Origin of the sequence: Thalassovita gelatinovora (assembly GCF_001458355.1) — a bacterium.
GTDB lineage: Bacteria > Pseudomonadota > Alphaproteobacteria > Rhodobacterales > Rhodobacteraceae > Thalassobius > Thalassobius gelatinovorus.
In genome coordinates this window covers 61713-81202 of record NZ_CYSA01000008.1, presented here as the reverse complement: position 1 = coordinate 81202, position 19490 = coordinate 61713, and the positions used below count along the sequence as shown (strand labels likewise).

Here is a 19490-nt window from a genome sequence, read left to right as displayed (position 1 = left end):
CGGGTATGACGGCTTACTCTGCCGCCACCCCCTTGATATCCGCGGGACGGTAATTCAGGATCGGCCCCAACCAGCGTTCGGCATCGGCCATGTTCATGCCTTTGCGCGCGGCGTAGTCCTCCACTTGATCACGTTCGACCTTGGCAACGCCAAAATAATACGCCTCAGGCTGCGCGATATAGATCCCCGAAACCGACGCGCCGGGCCACATCGCGAAGCTGTCGGTCAGCGCGACTCCGGTGGCAGCTTCGGCATCCAACAATTTGAACAAAGTCGTTTTTTCCGTGTGATCCGGCTGTGCGGGATAGCCCGGTGCGGGACGGATACCGGCATAGGTTTCGTGGATCAGATCCGAATTCGACAACGCCTCGTCCGGGGCATAGGCCCACAATTCCTTACGGACATATTCGTGCATCCGTTCGGCGAAGGCTTCGGCGAAGCGGTCGGCCAACGCCTTGACCATGATCGAACTGTAGTCGTCGTTCTTGCCCTCGAAGGCTTTCGCGATCGCATCTTCTTCCGCCCCGGTCGTGACCACGAAGCCGCCGACATAGTCGGGCTTGCCTTCGGGGGCCACGAAATCGGACAGTGCCACATTGGGCCGCCCGGCGCGTTTCGCCGATTGCTGACGCAAGGTATGCAAAACGGCCAGTTCTTCGGCGCGGCTGTCATCCGTGAACAGACGGATATCGTCACCCGAGGCATTGGCAGGCCAAAACCCCACAACAGCCCGCGGATGGAACCAGTTTTCGTCGATGATCCGGCGCAGCATGTCCTGCGCATCGGCAAACAGATTTCGCGCGGCTTCGCCCTGTTTTTCATCCTGCAGAATCTTCGGATAGACCCCTTTCATTTCCCAGGTTTGGAAAAACGGTGTCCAGTCGATATAACGCGCCAATTCGGCCAGATCCCAACCATCGAAGCTGCGCGTCCCCAAGAAGGACGGCGTCACCGCGTCATATGCAGCCCAATCCAATTTCAACGCATTTTCCCGCGCCTGAGCCACGGAAATCCGCTTTTTCGCCAATTCGGCGCGGGCGTATTTTTCCGATATCTTGGCATATTCATCGCGAATATCGGTGACGAAGCCCGGTTTTTGTTGTGGTGACAACAGTGCCGATACGACCCCCACCGCGCGCGACGCATCGGTGACATAGACCGCTTGGTTCTTGGCGTAATTGGGATGAATTTTCACCGCCGTGTGCATCTTGGACGTGGTCGCCCCACCGATCAGCAGCGGCAGGTCCAAGCCAAGCCGCTCCATTTCGCTGGCGACATGGACCATTTCATCCAAAGAGGGCGTGATCAGACCCGACAGGCCAATGATATCGACCTGCTGTTCCCGTGCGGTTTCCAGAATTTTTTCGGCCGGAACCATCACACCCAGATCGATGATTTCGTAATTATTACAGGCCAATACGACACCGACGATATTCTTGCCGATATCGTGCACATCGCCCTTGACCGTCGCCATCAGGACTTTGCCCGCACTTTGGGCGGTGCCGTCTTTTTCCTGCTCCATGTAAGGCAGCAAAATCGCCACCGCCTGCTTCATCACCCGCGCCGATTTAACCACTTGCGGCAGGAACATCTTGCCCGCGCCGAACAGATCACCCACCACGTTCATGCCCGCCATCAACGGACCTTCGATCACGTGCAGCGGGCGTTCGGCAGCCAGTCGTGCTTCTTCGGTGTCGGCGTCGATATATTCGGTAATGCCGTTGACCAACGCATGTGCGAGTCGTTCATCCACCGGCCAGTCGCGCCAACGCAGATCTTTCTCGGCCGCTTTCATCCCGCCCTGACCACGGTATTTTTCGGCGATTTCCAACATCCGTTCGGTGGCGTCGGGGCTGCGGTTCAGAACCACATCTTCGCAGGCATCGCGCAGGTCCGGATCGATCTGGTCATAGACTGCCAATTGCCCGGCATTGACGATGCCCATATCCATCCCGGCCTGAATGGCGTGATAGAGGAACACCGCGTGCATCGCTTCGCGCACCGGTTCGTTGCCGCGGAACGAAAAGGACAGGTTCGACACCCCCCCCGACACGTGCACATGCGGCAGCTCAGCCGTGATGCGACGGGTGGCTTCGATGAAATCGACACCGTAATTATTATGCTCTTCGATACCGGTGGCGACGGCAAAGACATTGGGGTCGAAGATGATGTCTTCGGGCGGGAACCCCACATCTTCGGTCAGGATATTGTAGGCGCGGCTGCAAATCTCGACCTTGCGATCCTCGGTATCGGCCTGACCTTCCTCGTCGAAGGCCATCACCACCACCGCTGCGCCATAGGCCCGGCACAAGCGTGCTTGTTTCAGGAAACTTTCTTCGCCTTCTTTCATCGAAATCGAATTGACCACCGATTTGCCTTGGACGCATTTCAATCCGGCTTCGATCACGTCCCATTTTGAGCTGTCTATCATCACCGGCACCCGCGAAATATCGGGTTCCGAGGCGATCAGGTTGAGAAATTCGACCATCGCCTGTTTGCTGTCGATCAATCCCTCATCCATGTTCACATCGATGATCTGGGCACCGTTTTCAACCTGGTTCCGTGCGACATCCAAGGCAGCGGCATAATCGCCGTTGGTGATCAGTTTTCGGAACCGGGCCGACCCGGTGACATTGGTGCGCTCGCCCACATTGACGAAGGGTATCGTCTCGGTCAGCGTGAAGGGCTCAAGCCCCGACAGCCGCATTTGCGGCGGGATTTCGGGTATGGTACGCGGTGCAAGCCCTTGAACAGCATTCGCAATCGCGCTGATGTGGTCATAGGTCGACCCGCAACAGCCGCCGACGATATTGACCAACCCGTCACGGGCAAATCCGGCCACCTGTTCCGCCATCGTTTCGGGGGTTTCGTCATATTCACCCATTTCATTGGGCAACCCGGCATTGGGATAAGCACAGATCAGGGTGTCGGCCACGTTGGACAATTCGGCCAAATGCGGCCGCATCGCATTGGCCCCCAAAGCACAGTTCAGGCCAACGGTCAGCGGCTGGGCATGGCGCACAGAATGCCAAAAGGCGGTCGGCGTTTGTCCTGACAACGTACGCCCCGACAGGTCAGTGATGGTTCCCGAAATCATTACCGGCAGGCGTTCACCGTTTTCCAAGAAGACCTCTTCGCAAGCGAAAATCGCCGCCTTGGCGTTCAGCGTATCGAAGATCGTCTCGATCAGCAGAATATCTGCCCCGCCCTTGATCAGCGCACGCGCTTGCTGCGCATACGCCCTGCGTAAATCGTCAAAAGTCACAGCGCGATAGCCGGGGTTGTTCACATCCGGGCTGATCGAAGCGGTCCTGTTGGTTGGCCCAAGCGCGCCGGCCACAAAACGGGCGCGGCCATCTTCGGACTCGGCCCGATCCATCGCGGCGCGGGCCAATCGGGCCCCTTCGTAATTGAGCGCATCGACCTTGTCTTCCAACTCATAATCGGCTTGCGCAATGACCGTAGAGGAAAAGGTGTTTGTCTCGGCAATATCCGCACCCACCATTGCGTATCGATAATGAATGTCTTCGATCATTTCAGGGCGGGTCAGGTTCAGCAGGTCATTGTTACCCTGCTGCGGCTGATCCGAATGGATATGGCAACTACAGCCCACACCGTGACCGGTGAAATCATCTTCGCCCAATCCCAGCTTCTGAATCTGGGTTCCCATCGCCCCGTCAAGGATCAGGATCCGCTCCTTGGCAGCAGCGTGCAGGCGATCGAAAACGGGGGAACGGGGCAGCATGGGACTCTCCTACTGGTCAAGGTCGCCCATTGGGCGCTCTGGCCCTATGTAGGGGAAACCGAACCATGTACCAAATTCATAATTATCATGATTTACATGAGGATGACTCAACATGCCGTAAACTCTGCCTGCCCATCCTCCAACCATTATACGATCCGCCCCAATTTTCCTGTTGCGAATAATTATCATTTTCATTATCAATCCCACAACAAACGCAAAAGGTATTATTTTATGCTTAATTCCTGTCCGAAGATCGCCGTGGCATTTGCGCTGTGCGCCCTAACCGCCCCCCCTGCCTTGGCAGACAAGATGAAAGTGGTCACCACCTTCACCGTTCTGGCCGACATGGCACAAAATGTGGCGGGGGAAGCAGCCGAGATCGTTTCGGTCACCAAACCGGGGGCGGAAATTCACGGATATGAACCCACGCCGCGCGATATCGTGCGCGCCCATGATGCGGACCTGATCCTGTGGAACGGGTTAAATCTGGAACTGTGGTTCGAACAATTCCTGAGCAATCTGCGCGACGTTCCCTCCGCCACACTCAGCGACGGTATTGAACCGATTTCCATTGCCGAAGGCGAATATGAAGGCAAACCCAATCCGCACGCCTGGATGGGTCTGGATAACGCGATCATCTATATAGACAATATCGCCGCCGCCTTTGCCGAACACGATCCCGACAATGCCGAACTCTATCTCGCCAATGCCGGAAGCTACAAAGACAGGCTTCGGGCGACGCTGGAACCGCTCAAGGCCGAAATCCAACAGATTCCACAAAATAACCGCTGGCTGGTCACTTGCGAAGGGGCGTTCAGCTATTTGGCGCGCGATTTTGGACTGAATGAACTTTACCTTTGGCCAATGAACGCTGATCAGACCGGCACACCGCAACAGGTCCGGTCGGTCATCGACGGCGTGCGTGCGCATGATGTTCCAGCGGTATTCTGCGAAAGCACGGTCAGTTCGGCACCGGCCAAACAGGTGGCGCGGGAAACCGGATCGACCTTTGGCGGGGTTCTCTATGTCGACAGCTTGTCCGAAGCGGACGGTCCGGTGCCGACTTATCTCGATCTGTTGCGGGTGACATCGCAAACCATTGTAAACGGGCTCACTGGCGCTACAGATTAGGGCCATAAGATAGAAAAGATATATAACGTCATGGCTTTCGATACCAAATCGCTTGCAACCCATATTGCTGAAACAGGACCTGGCGGCGGCATTTACGCGTCAGACGTAACGGTTACCTATCGCAACGGTCATACAGCGTTGCGCAATGCCAGTTTTGAAATTCCGCGTGGCACGGTGACTGCCTTGGTTGGAGTGAACGGGGCCGGAAAATCCACCCTGTTCAAGGCGATCATGGGATTCATCCCAGTGTCCAAGGGTGATATCCGACTACTGGGCCGGACGGTAAAGCAGGCGTTGAAGGAAAATCTGGTGGCTTATGTGCCGCAATCCGAAGAAGTTGACTGGGATTTTCCGGTTCTGGTCGAAGACGTGGTGATGATGGGCCGTTATGGCCATATGGGATTCCTGCGCCGCCCCACGCTGCGCGACCGCAACGCGGTGGAAGATGCGCTGTTGCGGGTCAACATGACCGATTATCGCCATCGCCAGATCGGCGAACTGTCCGGCGGTCAACGAAAACGGGTCTTTCTGGCCCGTGCGCTGGCCCAGGAAGGTCAGGTCATCTTGCTGGATGAACCCTTCACCGGGGTCGATGTGAAAACCGAAGATCAGATCATTGCCCTGTTGCGCGATTTGCGCGACGAAGGCCGGGTGATGCTGGTGTCGACCCATAATCTTGGCTCGGTGCCCGAATTCTGCGACCGCACGGTGTTGGTCAAGCAAACCGTGCTGGCCTTCGGCCCGACCGAAACCACCTTTACCCCGTCCAACCTGAAGACCGCCTTTGGCGGTGTATTGCGGCAGTTCACCTTGGGTGGACAGGAATTGCATGATGATGATGACCCGCGTCAGGTCAGCATCCTGACCGATGATGAACGACCCTTCGTGCAATATGGGGAAGAAGAAAAAGCGACGGAGGATGGCGCATGACCCTGCTGCTGGAACCGTTCAGCTATGGTTATATGACCAATGCGATGTGGGTCTCGGCGCTGGTCGGCGGGGTCTGTGCCTTTCTGTCTGCCTATCTGATGCTGAAAGGCTGGTCGCTGATCGGTGACGCACTCAGCCATTCGGTAGTGCCCGGTGTGGTCGGAGCTTATGCGCTGGGCCTGCCCTTCGCATTGGGCGCTTTCATCGCCGGCGGGCTCGCCGCCGGAGCAATGCTGTTTCTGTCGGACCGTTCCGGGCTGAAGATTGACGTGATCATCGGACTGATCTTCACCAGTTTTTTCGGACTAGGGCTGTTTCTGGTGTCGATCAACCCGACCTCGATCAGCGTACAAACGATCACGATGGGCAATATTTTGGCGATCACGCCGGAAGACACATTACAGTTGGCCCTGATCGGGTTCGTGTCATTGGCGGTTTTGATCGTGAAATGGAAAGATTTGATGGTCACGTTTTTCGACGAGAACCACGCCCGATCTGTCGGGCTCAACCCTGGTCTGCTGAAGGTGATCTTCTTTACCCTTCTGTCGGCCTCGGTCGTGGCCGCGATGCAGACGGTGGGCGCATTTCTGGTCGTTGCGATGGTGGTGACACCGGGAGCGACCGCCTATTTGCTATGTGACCGTTTCCCGCGGCTGATCCTGACCTCGGTCACGATCGGGGTATTGAGCAGTTTCTTTGGCGCGTATCTGAGTTATTTTCTGGACGGCGCCACCGGCGGCGTGATCGTCACCCTGCAAGCATCAGTTTTCCTGACGGCCTTCTACTTTGCCCCAAAACACGGTCTGTTGGCCGCCCGCGCCAAGGCCCGTGCCGCGCTGGAAGAGGACGTAGCATGATCGATACTCTGCTTTTTCCGTTTCAATTTCCCTTCATGCTCAACGCGTTCTGGATTTCCGCCATGGTCGCTATACCGACGGCGTTGCTATCGTGTTTTCTGGTTCTCAAGGGCTGGGCCTTGATGGGCGATGCGATCAGCCATGCGGTTCTGCCAGGCATCGTTCTGGCTTATATCATCGGTATTCCGCTGATCATTGGCGCGTTCGCAGCCGGAATGTTTTGCGCATTAACCACGGGGTATTTGTCGGAAAACAGCCGGGTAAAGCAAGACACGGTGATGGGTGTGGTGTTTTCAAGCATGTTTGGTATCGGCATCATTCTTTACACGTCGATCGAAACCAACGCCCATCTCGACCATATCCTGTTCGGCAATATGCTGGGCGTGGGTGCGGATGATCTGTGGACCGCTGGAATCATTTCCCTGATCGTTTCGGTGTTGCTGCTGCTGAACTGGAAAGCCCTGATGCTGCACGCATTCGATCCGGCTCAGGCACGGGTATCGGGTCTGCATGTCGGACTTCTGCATTACGGGCTGCTGACGCTGCTATCGTTGACGATCGTGGCGACACTGACCGCCTCCGGTCTAATCTTGGCAATCGGATTGTTGATTGCGCCGGGGGCCATCGCCTTTCTGACCGTGCGCCGGTTTGGTGCGATGATGGCCGTGGCCGTCGGCGTGTGCATGATTTCGATGTTGGCCGGCACCTATATGAGTTTCTTCATCGACAGCGCCCCTGCCCCGACGATTGTTCTGATCCTGACCGGCTTTTTCATTCTGGCCTTCCTGCGGCGCAACCTGATGAACCGCCGCCAGCAAACAAATACAGTCTGATCCCGTGTCGTTGAGCCGGTGAGTGTCGGGGCGTCCCCGGCCAGACACTCATGGTTGCCGAATGCTTCCGCTCAACTCTGCTTGCCTTGCGCCATACCTTTAAAGTCTTGTGGGATATCGAGCACTTAGAGCTGCGCAATGATTTCGGGGGAAAATCATTACATTTTTCACCTACATCACAACTTCAGAAATCCATTATTGATTGCACAATTCGACTAAAGGTGGTTTCCATGGTTGGCCCATTCGTTCGGGCGCTTCTGTTCACACAAACAAAAGTATTTTCAAAGTTTGTGGAGTTTTTTAGAGTTTCGTTCAGAACTTCGGAGACAGGCTTCAATTGCGCACTCGCGATATTTTTCCCAGCGTAGGAAGCGCAGAAGACTGGCCGTTCATCCAAGCGCTGCTGCAAAAACCCCGGACAGTTGCGATTCAGGAAATTCTGGACCGTAAGTTTGAATTCGTCTTCTTACTGCTGATAACTTTTGCCACCGCATTGAGCTATGTCGTCAGCAATACGCTGACGCCGATTAACCCGCCCGAAATGACTATTGTTCAGCTTGCCCCGCACCCTGCCACGGTGCTGTTGATACTGGGATTTGCGATTTTTCCGACCAACAGGCTGATTTTCTTTGTCGCGGCATTCGTTCCTCTTTTTGTCCTGTCCAGCACTTGGGCAATGCAAGCGAGCACCTTGATATTACCCGACACCATAGGCATTGGGGATTTTCTGCTGCTGGCAACCGGTTTCAATGTCGTGATGGGGATCACCCTTGGGATGGGCACCCGGTTTGGGTCAAAATGGGTCGCCGAATTATCGAACAAGATCACATTGGATGTCGCGTTGGCGTCGACCTTGCTTGTCGTTTCTGCCCTGTTGGGGCTGGCGATGTCATTGGCAGCAAACGCTTTTTTCAGCGATATCCTGAAGATCGGCACCTATGCGTCAATGGCACCGATGATCGTGGCGCATATGATAAAAGGGGCAGCTATTGCGACTTCTTTACTGATAATTGCGCTATATCCGCCAAGGGTAAAAAAAATCCCCCGCTATCTGCCGCTGCTGTTGCTATTCATCGGGTCCGGTCTGATCGATGGATATCTCGGTTGGAAGACCGAATATGTGGCGACCATCATTCTGGCCCTCGTACTGCGGTTGATATTGCCGCTCCCCACCGCGATCACAGTCAGTTTAACCGGGATACTGGTGCAAAGCGCTGTCCTGCCCCACGAAGCCCAAAGCATCGCGCAAGAGCACATGGTTTCAGCGGCGCTTTTTCTGCTGCTTTCCATCTGCGACCTGATTTTATTGAAGCGGCACGTGCTCGACCAGCAGAATGTCCGCGTTCAAAACAGGCTGAGGACGTCATGCGAGTCGGCCAAATTTGGATATTTCGTCTTTAGCGCAGATTTGCAGCGATTATGGATTGATCAAAATATTCGCCAAGACCAAAACTGCCCGCTCAGCGCCTCGGGCCACGATACATTCCAGCGGATGCACCCGGATGATGCGCACATAGTGTCGCAGCTTTGGGCGCGGTACGCCGCTGAACCTCGTCAGATCATCGTGCGCATGTCCGATACCGCACCCTATTCAGAAGCCAAGGATATCCACGTTTTTCGGATGAATTTCATCTCTGAAACCTCTTGGCAATTTGGTCTGGTTTCGTTGGGTACGATCACCGACATCACAGAACTGCACAATACATCCAGCGCGCTTGAGGACGCATTGCATCAGTTGGAAATCGGCAAGGACCGGCAACATCGGCTATTTTCGCTGATTTCGCATGAATTGCACACACCCGTGGCGATCCTGAAAATGCTGGCAGATCAGATGAATGAACAGGAAGATTGGGGCAAACTGGGCCCCCGATTCAACATCGTTCTGGACCAGTGCCTGACATTGATGAAAGATCTGGGCAGTGCGGTGCGCGACGAAGACCTGTCGCACGCGACCAAAACCCCTTTCCGGCCAAATGAGTTCCTGCACCATCTGGTCGGAGCATACAGAATGATCGCTGAAGAAGCAGAAATTTCCGTCGATCTTCTCATAGCGCCGCAATACAACCAGTTGCGGATCACTGATGTCGGACGGTTGCAACAAGTGTTGGGCAACCTGATCCGCAACGCTGTTTTCCATTCCGGCGGTCAGAATCTGGTAATTGGGTATCACGAAAAACTGACCGCGCAGACCTTGGAAGGTATTTGGACCATAGAAGACAACGGCAATGGCATTCCCGACGCCCTTCTGCCCGGTCTGTTCGAACCCTTTAACCGGCAAAGCAGCGGTGTCTTTTCCAATTCCGACGGAACCGGGATGGGCATGTATATTGTCAAAAGGTTCGTGGAAAATCTTGACGGTTCGGTTGCGTATGATCGCAGTGCGCTGGGGGGTGCGAAATTCACCGTCACGATACCGCTGCACACCGAAGATACCCAGTCACCAACAGCGGGTCCCCGCACCGCCCCCACAAAAACTGTCCTTTCCAGCCTCACCGTTGCGTTGGTCGAAGACAATGAAATGGTCGCAGAAATCACGCAGCGCCAGTTAAATAGAATTTTTTCCTCTGTGCATCACGCCCTTTCCTCCGAAGCATTGTTGGACCGGTTTGAAACCCTGCAACCGGATCTGGTGATCACCGATATCCACTTGCCCGGTATGGACGGAATGGAATTGACCCGAACTTTGCGCGAACGGGGCTATAATGGGATAATCTTCGGGCTCAGTGGTGCGCCAGAAGCGAATGTAATGACCGAGGCGGGCGCCGATGCGGTTCTGTCCAAACCATTGGACAAAGCGAAAATGATATCACTGCTGGAGGACATGCTTCAATCAGAGGATCAGACTGCCATTTGAGGCAACCGTTTCCGGCCTGATTTACTGGGCCTGACGGATGCGTGATGTATAGACCGGCAGACGAGAGAGAAAATTGCGCGCCTCATTTCGGAAACGGGCCTCTTCGTTCACAGATCGTGTCCCTGCGCGCAGGGCTTCTTCCAAGGCGGATGCCGTCCAGGCCAAATCGCGCAATCCCAATTGACCGGCCTCGGCGACCACGCTGTGAACCACTGAAATTCGTTTGGCCGTGTCCTTGCCATCCTTGAAAAACAGCTCCAGCCGGTGCGACAGCCGTTCAATGAATTTCAAAGCCCAATCCGACCCCATCAGATCGACAAGGTCTTCCAGTTCGCCAGGAGTTTCAGCGACCGTCACGATGGGCTGTGCGGCATTTTCAATGATCGCGGGACGATTGGTCACGACGGCCAAAACTGCTTCAATCACATCATGTGCCTGAAACGGTTTGGCCAAATATCCATCCGCCCCAGCCAATAGCATGTCTTCGATATCTGATTTCATGGTGTTGGCAGAAAACGCCACGATCGGGATGTCACAGAAAGGTTTCGGCAAGGCGCGGATGCAACGGGTCAACTCATGCCCGGTTATCTTGGGCATTTGCATGTCGCACAGGATGACATCAGGCCCGTGTTCAACGATCTGATCCAGCGCCAGCGACACATCGGTAATTGCATCACATTGCACACCTTCGCGCAGCAAAATCCGCCGCAGCACATCAGCAGTGTCTTCGCTGTCGTCGATCAGCATCACGGATTTTACGTGATCAGCCAATGAAACAGGCATTTCTTCGATCTGCACCTCTGGCTGGGCTTGAAAATCCGTTTCGACGATGGGCAGGTTTACATGGAACCAGAAAATCGTTCCTTCGCCCAAACGGCTGAAGACGTTGATCTTTCCACCCATCTGTTCGATCAGCCCTTGGGAGATGGACAATCCCAGCCCACTGCCACCGTGATATTCTTGGGCACCGTTTTGCATCTGGGAAAATCGCTGGAACAACCGGTCCTGATCCGCGATCGAAATACCAATACCGCTGTCTTGAACCTCGAACCGCAGTTGCGCCGTACCATCTTCGTTCATACGCGATGTCATCCGCAACGTGACGAATCCGTCAGGCGTGAATTTGATCGCGTTGTTGAGCAGGTTCAATAGAACCTGAGACAGGCGCAGAGGATCGCCACGCAGGGATTTTGGAACTTCCCGTCCAGTTTCCGAGGTCAGCACCAATCCTTTGGCGCAGGAATGTACCGAGACCAAGTCGATGGCTTCTTGCAGCAATTCGCGCGGGCAGAAAGATTCGTCACGCAATTCCATTGCCCCGGCTTCGATCCGCGACAGATCAAGAACATCATCGACAATCTTGCTGAGCGTTTGTCCCGCATTTGACAGGCGTGACACCTGTTGCCGTTGATCCCGACTGAGTTTTTCGCCGCCAAGCAGTTCTGAATAGCCGATGATCGCATTCAATGGCGTGCGCAATTCATGCGTGACCGTGGCCAGAAACTGCGATTTGGCCAGACTGGATTCGGTCGCGCGCTGTACTGCTGCGCGCAAATCCCTTTCCACTTCTTCTCGGTGTTTCATTTCACGAAATCCGGTTACCAGAACCGTCGTCAATAAGAACACGGTTGCGGCCAGCACGATCATCAGGGCGAACACGGTAAATTGCGATTTCTCTACCAAGCCGGACAAACCACCATGCGCGATGTGTTCTTGTTCGGAAATCGCGATCTGCAACGAAGTTTCGAACGCCGTGCGCTGCATGTCCACAGCATCCCACAACGCCATTTCGTCGCGTGACTTGATTGCGGTTTGCAAACTGGTCATCAAACCCAGCGTGGCATTTCGCAAGGCGTCAATTGCCATAACGTCGTCTTCGGGTCCATGGGAAGAAAGTTCGGTGAACCGAGCGGTGATTACGGCTTCGGCATCAACAAGAGATGCAGGATTGTTCGCCGCAAGGTATTTGGGAATGTTGTCACCAATCGATGCAACAATCGTTTCGACATCACGCAAGACTTTCAATCGTTGCGTCGATATCGCGATATCCTGCGCCCCGTTGGTAACGAATTGGACGATATTGAAAACCTGGAATATCGCAAAGACAGCAAGCAGCCCGGCAAAGCTGAGCTTGATCAGCGCCGCGCGCAATCGCTTGTCGTGTCGGCAGGTGTTTACCGGCTCGAACTGCGCTTTCATGATATCCGTGTCTTTCGACATAAAAAGGATACCTCTGCGTTACAACAACCGGGCACCGACAGCGACGGCGGATGTCCGGTTCGAAACGCCAAGTTTCGAAAACAATGCCGTCATGTGAACTTTGACGGTACCGATACCCAAATTCAATTCACGGGCGATTTCTTTGTTCGACATGCCCTGAACCAACAGCTCCAGCACTTTGCGCTGTCGCGGTGAAAGCTCGGGGATCGTTTCCAGATCAATCTCTACGTTCTGGGGGTCGGGCACATAGCGGGATGCTTCGGCCACCTGTTCCGGATCGCGATCAGGGGCTCTCCCCTCAGGTCTATTAACGGAAAAATGGACTGTTTTGTTTACCGCTTCGGGTGGTTCGTGCAACAAAGCCGGCGCGTAGACGCGACCTTTTAAGATCTGCGTCAGCGCATGTTTCATTTCGTTCACGCCCTCGGATTTGGCAACATAGCCATAGGTCCCAGAAGCCAGAGATTCCAACACATCATTGCGATTGCGCGAGGCCGAAACCACCGCCATTTTCCGAACCTGCGGGTGTTCCAGCCGCAATCCCTGCAACGAAGATGCCCCGAACATGCCCGGCATACCCAGATCGAACAATGCCAGATCAATGCGCGGGCGCCCAACCATTTGCTGTTTGGCCTGCTCCAGATTGCTTGCCTCCAGAATGTCGGTGAACCCGAATTCATCTTCCAGAATGGCAACCACAGCCATGCGGAAATATTCGTCGTCATCAGCGACAAGAGCAACGGTATTGGATAGCGAAATCACCGGCTGATCGTCTTCACCGCACTGTTCGCTTTCCCCGATCAATTGGCCAGCCATCGCGCTTTCCAAGTAGACCTTACCTTCGGCAACAAGGCGCAAAGGCGTATCCATTGCCTCGTCGTCCTGATCGGTATGGAATATGCCGGTGATCCCAGCCCGTAACGCATTCCGAGCCACGGCAACCGGGATAGACGACCCGAACAATACAACGGGTAAATCGGGGTTGGCTTTGCGAAACAGGGTAAATTTTTCGCCATCGAAACCGGACCCGTCGGCATCAATTTCAAGCGCCAGAAGCCCGTAATCGCGTTGCCGCAATTCACGTGCCAAGGCATCCCAATCCATCGCGAAATACAGGTAAACCTTACCTTGGGGGTCTATGTTGAGCGTGGTTTCCGCCGCCTGAGACAGGATCAGCACCCTCAAGTCTTGCTCTTCCAGATACTGAGGTGCGCGCCCGGTTTCAGTATCGGTTGAATGCGAAATATGGGTGCGATCACTCATGCCAACAATCCATCTTTTATTTTTTTACCGCAACCGTTCCGCTTTGAGTTGAGCAAATATCCGGGTACGATTCCTTGACTTCATACTATCTCTTATAGGCGCTGGATTTTTCGCGCAAAGAGCTAAAGGCCGGGTTCAAAAGTCGCCTGCCTACATACTTTCTGGTTAGCTCCCAAACGAACTTGCCCCTGAAAAACTAGGCCACTTGGCGAAACGCTAGGCCATACGGCTGAATTGTTCGTCTGTCGAAACCCCCGAATACTGGACCCTGCTCGAGATGTGCCAATACATCCCGTCAGTCGCATTAGTTTCAGTTCAGTTGCATAGAGGCACCCCATGTTCGGGAAAAGAACCGGTTCCATCAAGCAAGCTCCAAAGGTTGCAAAACTCGCTACGGTTGTCACCGAGGCCCCGAGGGAAGAGCCAGCCAACAAGACCCCTGCCCCGCTTCGCAAAGCCGCGAAGAAACCGACCCCGCAGGTGTCCCCGAAACCGGTTTCCAATGGTCCCAGGCTGAAATACGAATCCGATGGTGAAAATGCCTATTTCGCGCTGAAGAAGTCGATCATGGATACGTTGATGTCGATGCTCGATATCAGTCAGCTGGCCAAGATGGAGATGGATGCCGAACGCACCGAAATCGCCAATTACATCACCGATATCCTGGCCGTGAAAAAAGAAGTGATATCGGAAGATGAACAGCAATTACTGATTTCCGACATCACCAATGATATTCTGGGATATGGCCCACTGGAACCGTTGCTGGCGCGTGATGATATTGCCGACATCATGGTCAACGGAACCGATCCGATCTTCATCGAAGTCGCAGGCAAGATGCAGCAGACCAGCATCCGGTTCAACGATTCCCAACAGTTGCTGAATGTCTGTCAACGCATCGTTAGTCAGGTTGGCCGCCGGGTCGATGAATCCAGCCCGATATGCGATGCGCGCCTGCCTGACGGTTCCCGGGTCAATGTCATCGCCCCTCCGCTTTCCGTTGATGGAACATCCTTGACCATCCGGAAATTTCGCAAGGATTCCCTGACCTTGCAAAACCTGGTCGAATTCGGATCGATTACCCCTGAAGGGGCTGACATCCTGAAAATCATCGGCCGGGTGCGCTGCAACATTCTGGTTTCCGGCGGCACAGGGTCGGGCAAGACGACGCTGCTGAACTGTCTGGCGGGATTCATTGAAACGTCTGAACGGATCGTGACCTGCGAAGACGCCGCAGAACTTCAACTGCAACAGCCGCATGTTGTCCGGCTTGAAACCCGCCCGCCCAGCCTGGAAGGGACGGGCGAAATCACCATGCGCGATCTGGTCAAGAACTGTCTGCGGATGCGCCCCGAACGCATCATCGTGGGCGAGGTGCGTGGTCCTGAATCCTTCGACTTGTTGCAGGCCATGAACACCGGTCATGACGGATCAATGGGCACGGTCCATGCCAATTCGCCCCGCGATGCACTGTCCCGTCTCGAGGCGATGATCACCATGGGCGGCGCCGCCCTGCCAGCCCGCACCATCCGTGAAATCATCGCCAGTTCGGTCGATGTGATCGTTCAGGCGCAACGCCTGCGCGATGGATCGCGGCGGATCACCCACATCACCGAAGTCCTAGGGATGGAAGGCGACGTTCTAACCACACAGGATCTGCTGGTCTATGAAATCAGTGGCGAAGACGAAGATGGCAATCTGATCGGTCAGCACAAATCGACCGGCATCAGCCGCCCCAAAATGTGGGAACGCGCCCGATATTACAATGTCGAAGACCAATTGACCGAAGCGCTGCGCGCCTCGGAAAGCGATGAATGGCCGGCCAATGATTGAACTTCTGCACACCCTCCATGTCAGCAGCATCGACGTTGCGATTTTCGTGACAGTGTCGGTCCTGATCGCCGGCCTAATGTTTCAAAGCAATTCCGAAAAGGGCCGCGGCGCACTGTTGCGACGCCGCTATAACAGGGTCACGGGCAAAGAAAGCGCCCGCATGATGTCGACCAGCGATCCAATCGACGCTGAATTGCGCCGCCGTCAAATCCGGTCGGCAATGAAGCACAAAGACAAGAATTCCGGCCCCTCCATCCGTGCCAAACTACATCAGGCCGGATTGAACTGGAGCATGACCAAATATGCGGTCATCACCTTATTCGCGATGGTTATGGTGTGGTGCGGTCTGACCCTGGCCGTGGGCAAGCAACCGATCCTGCTGATACTGATCGCCATACCGTTAGGAGCGATCCTGCCCTATTTCTATGTCCAGCGAGCATTGAAAACGCGGTTGAAAAAATTCGCCAATGAATTCCCTTCGGCGCTCGACATTATCGTGCGCGGGGTCAGTGCCGGATTGCCGCTCAGCGAATGTTTGAAAACCATCGCGAATGAAGCGCGTGAACCTGTCCGATCCGAATTCAATCAGTTGCTCAATGACCAATCGGTCGGAATTTCGCTGGATAAAGCGGTGCATCGTATGGCGGTGCGGGTGCCGTTGCCTGAAACATCCTTCTTCGCCATCGTGCTTGCAGTACAATCGCGTAGCGGCGGGTCATTGTCAGAAGTTCTGACCAACCTGTCTTCGGTTGTACGTGGGCGCAAAATGCTGGACGCGCAAATCCAGACAATGAGCGCCGAAGCCAAAATGTCCGGCCGCCTGATTGGTGCAATGCCGCTGCTGGTGGCTGCGTCCCTGTTTTATCTCAGCCCCGACTACATCACCATCCTGACGTCCACATCCATCGGTAACCTGATCCTCGCCGGGTGCGTATTCTGGATGTCCAGCGGTGTGATGGTGATGAAAAAAATGATCAATTTCAAAGTGTAAGGTGTCATCGTGTCTTTGCTTCAGTTCATATCTCCGGTTTATCTCGCCATTGCACTCACTTCGGTTGCAGGCTTTGCGCTGGTGCTTGGAATGGCGCTTCCCAAACTGCAAAAGGAACATCTGCAGCGGCGTCTGGCAAAGGTTGCGATTGAACATGGCGGTATGCGCGCCATGACCCAAAAGAAACCGCGGCTTTCTTCTCTCTTGGCGGCACAGGGCAACCAACCCAAACTGATGCAAAAACTGTTGCCCGGTTTTCTGGCGGACAAATCCTCTGGCGATGCGGCACAACTGTCCAAGCGCTTGAAAATGGCGGGAATCCGGTCGAATTCAGCGGTGCAGACTTACGTGGCGATCCGGGTATTCGGACCCGTCATTTTGGGGTTGTTGGTCCTGTTTTACGGCACGGTTGTACTGGGCAAAGAACTGAATTTCATGAACATTCTCTTTCTGGGGGGCGGGGGCGGCGTGGTTGGTTTCATGCTGCCCCCGCTAGTAATCACCAACCGGATCCAAAAGCGTCAGGCGTCGATTCAAGCCGCTTGGCCGGATGCGCTGGATCTGATGTTGATATGTATTGAATCGGGCTATGGCATTGATGCCGCCCTGATGCGTTTAGCGGAAGAAATCGGTATGCAATCAACCGAACTGGCCGAAGAAATTTCGCTGACCGCCCTTGAGCTGTCCTATCTGCAAGACCGGTCGCAAGCGTTGGACAATCTGGTCGACCGGACTGGATTGGAACAGATCCGCCATGTGGTCGGGTCGCTGAAACAAACCGAAAAATACGGCACCGATCTGGGTCGGGCGCTGCGCGTGCATGCCAAGGAAAGCCGCGATCTGCGGCTGGAACGTGCCAAGCAAAAAGCCGCCGCACTGCCGCCCAAGCTGACCGTGCCGATGATCCTGTTTTTCCTGCCTATTCTCTTTGTCATCATCATCGCTCCGGCGATCATCCAAATCATGTACGACTGAAACCGAAGAGGTGCGCTATGCTTAAACGACTGCCGCTGCCATCGTGTTTGTCCCAATTTGCCCGTGACGACACGGGCTCTGTGCTTATTATGACTGCGATTTTGTCGCCTCTTGTGATGGGCGGACTGGGCTTGGGTGTTGAAACCGGACACTGGTATCAAAAGCAAAGACAGCTTCAGCATATTTCCGATCTGGCGTCGAACTCCGCTGCAGTGCGACTGCGCGCCGGGGATGATGACAACGCTCTTTATACGACCGCCCTGACCATTGCTTCGGGATCCGGGTTCGAACAGCAAATCGGCAATATTGAGGTTCACAGTCCGCCCATATCGGGGGAATATACTGGCAATAGCTCTGCGGTTGAAGTCATTTTGACCGAAACCCGACCGCGCTGGTTTTCGGCGATATTCATGCAAGGTGACGTCAACCTGACTGCCAGATCGGTCAGTCTGATCGATGGTGGCAACCCAGCCTGCATTTTGGCGCTGTCTGAAACCGCATCCGGTGCGATCACCGTCACGGGATCGACAAATGTCAATTTGACCAATTGCGTTGTGACATCGAATTCAACTTCGTCGGATGCGTTTTCTATGCACAATTCCGCATCGCACATGACCACCGATTGCGTTCACACCGTGGGGGGCGCCACTTATACGTCCAATCTGACTTTGAATGATTGCAGCGCCCCAAAAACCATGCAGGCAAAAACCCGGGATCCTTATGCGGATCGAACCGAACCGGTGTCATGGGGATCATGCAGCAGCGGCAGAATCGGACGCCCGAACAGAAGCACAACCGTCAGTGCGACCACCACCCATCCGAATGGCATGCAAAGCAAAAGGTTCTGCGATGGGCTGACACTCAAGGGCAATGTGACCTTTGAACCGGGGCTTTACATCATTGATGGCGGCACTTTTTCGGTCAATTCCCAATCCGTCATTTCAAACCAGTCCGGCGGCGTGACCTTCTTTTTGACCAACGGGGCCGATGTCAAATTCAACGGCGGTTCCACCATTGAAATGGATGCACCGACAAGCGGGCCTACCTCTGGGATGCTGTTCTGGGAATCGAAATATTCTTCCAGCAGCGGCCATAGCGGCTGTGGCGGGGGGAGCAGCGGCAGCGTCGGGACGTCACATAAATTCAACGGCGGGTCCAGCGTGTCGTTGCAGGGCGCAATTTATTTGCCGGTCTCCGAGGTCACGTTCAATGGCAATTCCAATGCTCAAAACGGCTGTACCCAGGTGATCGCCGACACCATCAAGTTCAGTGGAAATTCAGACCTGTCAGTCACGTGTGAAAACACCGGAACCGAACAGATCATGGCAGGCGAATCGGCTTCCGTCGTGGAATGAGCTATGTCCTGAACTGCCAAATTTCGATGAAAAAATCCGCCTTGTCTCAATTAAAAAGCCCGGTTTCGACCGGGTTTTTTAATGGCATTTCTGAATCCCAATTCCATAGAATACCTACCCTCCCCCAAAGCTTAGGGTGCCAAATGCTTTGGTATGTAGGCCATCCCACAAAAACCACCATTTTGTCCTAGGGCATCCGACCGAATTTGTGGCGCGGAAGTTTCGAGTCATTCTCAGTTCATAGGCCGCTCATCCGTTGCTGCTAGACCGGCCTCGCCCTCCAAAGGGCACTCCTACCCCGGCTACAATGCCAACAAACCTGAAAGGAAAGTCCCATGAAAAAGTTCCTGACCAAATTCGCAAAAGAAGAATCCGGTGCCACCGCGATTGAATACGCACTGATCGCTGGCCTGATTTCCGTGGTTCTGATCACCGCCCTGACCACCCTCGGTACGGACCTGACATCTACCTTCACGACAATCTCCAACTCGTTGTAAGCTTGTCTT

Annotated in this window: 13 protein-coding genes; 10 read left to right on the top strand and 3 right to left on the bottom strand. The window is 54.6% G+C overall.

The window, feature by feature from the left end; translation table 11 throughout:
- Nucleotides 1–13 precede the first annotated feature (13 nt).
- Nucleotides 14–3745, bottom strand: a complete 3732-nt coding sequence (gene metH, locus TG4357_RS04140; RefSeq protein ID WP_058261616.1) for a methionine synthase — start codon at nucleotides 3743–3745, stop codon at nucleotides 14–16.
- A 231-nt stretch (nucleotides 3746–3976) separates the two neighbouring features.
- Between metH and TG4357_RS04135 the strand changes: the two genes are divergently transcribed.
- The 5 genes from TG4357_RS04135 to TG4357_RS04115 all read left to right on the top strand — a co-directional run bounded on the left by TG4357_RS04135 (nucleotide 3977) and on the right by TG4357_RS04115 (nucleotide 10350).
- A complete protein-coding gene (locus TG4357_RS04135; protein ID WP_058261615.1) occupies nucleotides 3977–4876 on the top strand; it encodes a metal ABC transporter substrate-binding protein in 900 nt (299 codons plus the stop codon).
- A gap of 30 nt (nucleotides 4877–4906) precedes the next feature.
- Nucleotides 4907–5806: a manganese/iron ABC transporter ATP-binding protein gene (locus tag TG4357_RS04130; protein WP_058261614.1), complete on the top strand. Its 900-nt coding sequence runs from the start codon at nucleotides 4907–4909 to the stop codon at nucleotides 5804–5806.
- Nucleotides 5803–6663, top strand: coding sequence for a metal ABC transporter permease (locus TG4357_RS04125; RefSeq protein ID WP_058261613.1), 861 nt, complete (start codon nucleotides 5803–5805; stop codon nucleotides 6661–6663). Before TG4357_RS04130 ends, TG4357_RS04125 begins: the two co-directional genes overlap by 4 nt.
- Nucleotides 6660–7496: a metal ABC transporter permease gene (locus TG4357_RS04120; RefSeq protein ID WP_058261612.1), complete on the top strand. Its 837-nt coding sequence runs from the start codon at nucleotides 6660–6662 to the stop codon at nucleotides 7494–7496. The genes TG4357_RS04125 and TG4357_RS04120 overlap by 4 nt, the downstream gene beginning before the upstream one ends.
- 337 nt (nucleotides 7497–7833) lie before the next feature.
- Nucleotides 7834–10350 carry a hybrid sensor histidine kinase/response regulator gene (locus TG4357_RS04115; protein ID WP_058261611.1) on the top strand — a complete coding sequence of 839 codons (2517 nt, stop codon included), beginning with the start codon at nucleotides 7834–7836 and terminating at the stop codon, nucleotides 10348–10350.
- A 21-nt stretch (nucleotides 10351–10371) separates the two neighbouring features.
- Here TG4357_RS04115 and TG4357_RS04110 read toward each other — a convergent pair whose 3' ends face one another.
- Both TG4357_RS04110 and TG4357_RS19640 read right to left on the bottom strand, forming a co-directional pair.
- Nucleotides 10372–12570, bottom strand: coding sequence for an ATP-binding protein (locus TG4357_RS04110; protein WP_058261610.1), 2199 nt, complete (start codon nucleotides 12568–12570; stop codon nucleotides 10372–10374).
- Nucleotides 12571–12588: 18 nt separating this feature from the next.
- A complete protein-coding gene (locus TG4357_RS19640; protein ID WP_199484622.1) occupies nucleotides 12589–13833 on the bottom strand; it encodes a LuxR C-terminal-related transcriptional regulator in 1245 nt (414 codons plus the stop codon).
- A 336-nt stretch (nucleotides 13834–14169) separates the two neighbouring features.
- Between TG4357_RS19640 and TG4357_RS04100 the strand changes: the two genes are divergently transcribed.
- The 5 genes from TG4357_RS04100 (at nucleotide 14170) to TG4357_RS19000 (ending at nucleotide 19481) form a co-directional block, all read left to right on the top strand.
- On the top strand, nucleotides 14170–15663 hold the full coding sequence (locus TG4357_RS04100) for a TadA family conjugal transfer-associated ATPase (RefSeq protein ID WP_058261609.1): 1494 nt from the start codon (nucleotides 14170–14172) through the stop codon (nucleotides 15661–15663).
- Nucleotides 15656–16654, top strand: coding sequence for a type II secretion system F family protein (locus TG4357_RS04095; RefSeq protein ID WP_058261608.1), 999 nt, complete (start codon nucleotides 15656–15658; stop codon nucleotides 16652–16654). Before TG4357_RS04100 ends, TG4357_RS04095 begins: the two co-directional genes overlap by 8 nt.
- Before the next feature lie 9 nt (nucleotides 16655–16663).
- Nucleotides 16664–17629, top strand: coding sequence for a type II secretion system F family protein (locus TG4357_RS04090; RefSeq protein ID WP_058261607.1), 966 nt, complete (start codon nucleotides 16664–16666; stop codon nucleotides 17627–17629).
- 17 nt (nucleotides 17630–17646) lie between these two features.
- Entirely contained in the window at nucleotides 17647–18984 is a 1338-nt protein-coding gene (locus tag TG4357_RS04085) for a pilus assembly protein TadG-related protein (RefSeq protein WP_074647082.1), read from the top strand.
- Between the two features lie 335 nt (nucleotides 18985–19319).
- Nucleotides 19320–19481 carry a Flp family type IVb pilin gene (locus tag TG4357_RS19000; protein ID WP_074647080.1) on the top strand — a complete coding sequence of 54 codons (162 nt, stop codon included), beginning with the start codon at nucleotides 19320–19322 and terminating at the stop codon, nucleotides 19479–19481.
- The last annotated feature ends 9 nt before the right edge of the window (nucleotides 19482–19490 follow it).

Excerpts from the sequence above, each read along its gene's own strand:
- TG4357_RS04120 (WP_058261612.1), top strand. The coding sequence starts at position 6,660 with ATGATCGATACTCTGCTTTTTCCGTTTCAATTTCCCTTCATGCTCAAC.
- TG4357_RS04095 (WP_058261608.1), top strand. The coding sequence starts at position 15,656 with ATGATTGAACTTCTGCACACCCTCCATGTCAGCAGCATCGACGTTGCG.
- TG4357_RS04135 (WP_058261615.1), top strand. The coding sequence starts at position 3,977 with ATGCTTAATTCCTGTCCGAAGATCGCCGTGGCATTTGCGCTGTGCGCC.
- metH (WP_058261616.1), bottom strand. The coding sequence starts at position 3,745 with ATGCTGCCCCGTTCCCCCGTTTTCGATCGCCTGCACGCTGCTGCCAAG.
- TG4357_RS04085 (WP_074647082.1), top strand. The coding sequence starts at position 17,647 with ATGCTTAAACGACTGCCGCTGCCATCGTGTTTGTCCCAATTTGCCCGT.
- TG4357_RS19640 (WP_199484622.1), bottom strand. The coding sequence starts at position 13,833 with ATGAGTGATCGCACCCATATTTCGCATTCAACCGATACTGAAACCGGG.
- TG4357_RS04130 (WP_058261614.1), top strand. The coding sequence starts at position 4,907 with ATGGCTTTCGATACCAAATCGCTTGCAACCCATATTGCTGAAACAGGA.
- TG4357_RS04100 (WP_058261609.1), top strand. The coding sequence starts at position 14,170 with ATGTTCGGGAAAAGAACCGGTTCCATCAAGCAAGCTCCAAAGGTTGCA.
- TG4357_RS04110 (WP_058261610.1), bottom strand. The coding sequence starts at position 12,570 with ATGTCGAAAGACACGGATATCATGAAAGCGCAGTTCGAGCCGGTAAAC.
- TG4357_RS19000 (WP_074647080.1), top strand. The coding sequence starts at position 19,320 with ATGAAAAAGTTCCTGACCAAATTCGCAAAAGAAGAATCCGGTGCCACC.
- TG4357_RS04125 (WP_058261613.1), top strand. The coding sequence starts at position 5,803 with ATGACCCTGCTGCTGGAACCGTTCAGCTATGGTTATATGACCAATGCG.